The organism is Candidatus Liberibacter sp., assembly GCF_014048425.1.
Lineage (GTDB): Bacteria > Pseudomonadota > Alphaproteobacteria > Rhizobiales > Rhizobiaceae > Liberibacter.
On sequence record NZ_JACETX010000082.1, the window covers coordinates 1 to 2092 of the forward strand.

A 2092-nucleotide genomic window follows, 5' to 3' on the forward strand; every position below is an offset into this window, starting at 1 on the left:
AATCACACGGCTCTAGAAGATATTCGACGGTATTTCAAGAATCGTCAGGTTCAGGATAGTGATAAATATGGTCCAATATCTTTGATTTTTGTTAAAGAAAAGGAAGAATACGCAATAGAGATGGAGCTTCCTACGCAATATCCTATTTCACCGGAGATTGCATTTGATCTACAACATATCACCGGTGTAATAGATGTACTACAGAAGATGAGGGATGAGTAAACCTCAAGTGGAGTATTTCATTTTTGAGCTTTTTATGTTTTTGAATGTGATTGTCATCATCAATCGATTCCAATAGTAGATATGGTTATGCAGTTTGCCCGTGATTTTATAGAGGATCTTCTTATTCGAGTTCCTATTTCTGAGATAATTGGTCAGCATGTTAGTTGGGACAAGAGGAAGACCAGTCCTGCTAGAGGGGATTATTGGGCTTGCTGTCCTTTTCATGAGGAAAAAACCCCGAGTTTTCACTGTGACGATCGAAAGGGTTATTACTACTGTTTTAGTTGTAATGCAAAAGGCGATCATTTTTCCTTTTTATCGACTTTTTTGGGATGTTCTTTTACGGAATCTGTGCAAAAAATAGCGGATATGGCAGGGATTCCATTACCAATTTCCAATCCCCTTCTGAAGAAAAAAGAAAAAGAACGTGTGAGTTCAGAAGCCATTATGGAAATGGCGGCTCATTTTTTCCAGGATACCTTGCAAAGCCAAGATTCTATACATGTACGGCGTTATCTGGATGAGCGTGGTATAAATACTCATTCTATAGAGACGTTCAGGTTGGGATATGCTCCTGATAGTCGTAATGCTTTAAGACAGTATCTTCTGGGACAAGGTATATCTCAAGAAAAAATTTCTGCAACGGGTCTTGTTGTTCATGGAGAAAATATTGCAACTCCATATGACCGGTTTCGTGATCGACTTATTTTTCCTATCTTATCTCCTAGGGGAAAGGTGATTGCTTTTGGAGGGCGTTCTCTTTCGGAAGGGGCAACTGCCAAATATCTCAATTCTCCTGAAACGGATTTTTTTCATAAAGGAGAGATGCTTTATAATTTTTTTGGAGCTTTGAATCATAGCAATAGAAGGATAGCAAGAGAAGGACAAAGGCAAATATCTTCTCCTATCATTCTTGTTGAAGGCTATGTAGATGTTATTGCCTTACATCAAATCGGCATACAAAATGTTGTTTCTCCTCTTGGGACTGCTTTGACAGAACATCAGTTAAAACTTCTTTGGAGATTATCTTCGCATATCGTTTTATGTTTTGATGGGGATGCTGCTGGTTTGCGTGCTTCTTATAAAGCCATTGATCTTGTATTATGTCATGTGGTTCCTGGCAAGAGCGTGAATTTTATTTTATTGCCGGATGATGATGATCCGGATAGCTTTGTGCGACGTTCTGGTAAAAAAGCCTTTGAAAAACTTATTGCAGAATCGTTCCCGTTGGTTGCTTGGCTTTGGAAACGTGCAACGGACGACCATTCTTTCGAAACGCCTGATGCGCGTGCAGAATTGGAAATATATCTTGGCAAAGCGATTAAAAGCATTACAAATAAAAAATTGCAGTATTATTATTCCAAAGATATACGGAATCGTCTTAATAAGTTCTTTCAAAGAGATACAACACCTTACTCTTCAGAGAGGTATGGAAAAAACCAGAGGTTTTACTCGAAATCAGAAAATAAACAAGCTCCTTCGCAACGACTTACGCAGTCATCTCTTGTAAGAGGGGTGAAAGCCAAGAGACCATCTTTGCGGGAAGCTACTTTATTGTTGACTCTTATTAATCATCCAAAGATTCTGCAGGAAGAATATCAAGAACTGATTGATATTAGATATGATAATCGTGAATTACAAAAACTATGGTCATTTTTATTCAGCGAATTTATTGTGACACAAGAATTTTCACGTGAAGAAATATATAAAAAACTTTGTGCACGTGGTTTTGGAGAGTTGTTAAAAAGCCTTGATAGGCAAATTCGTGATGCAGGTCTTTGGACTGCAACCGGTGAAGCTAATCTTGTAGATGTTCGTCAAGGATATAAACAGGCTTTGGAATTTTATAAATGTTCTCGATTGTTATCCC

At 38.0% G+C, this 2092-nt stretch carries 2 protein-coding genes; both read left to right on the forward strand.

The features are described from left to right. A partial coding sequence (locus H0G72_RS05980; protein ID WP_182017858.1) for a hypothetical protein occupies nt 1-222 on the forward strand: 222 nt, incomplete at its 5' end. Between the two features lie 87 nt (nt 223-309). Then, a partial coding sequence (dnaG, locus tag H0G72_RS05985; RefSeq protein ID WP_182017859.1) for a DNA primase occupies nt 310-2092 on the forward strand: 1783 nt, incomplete at its 3' end.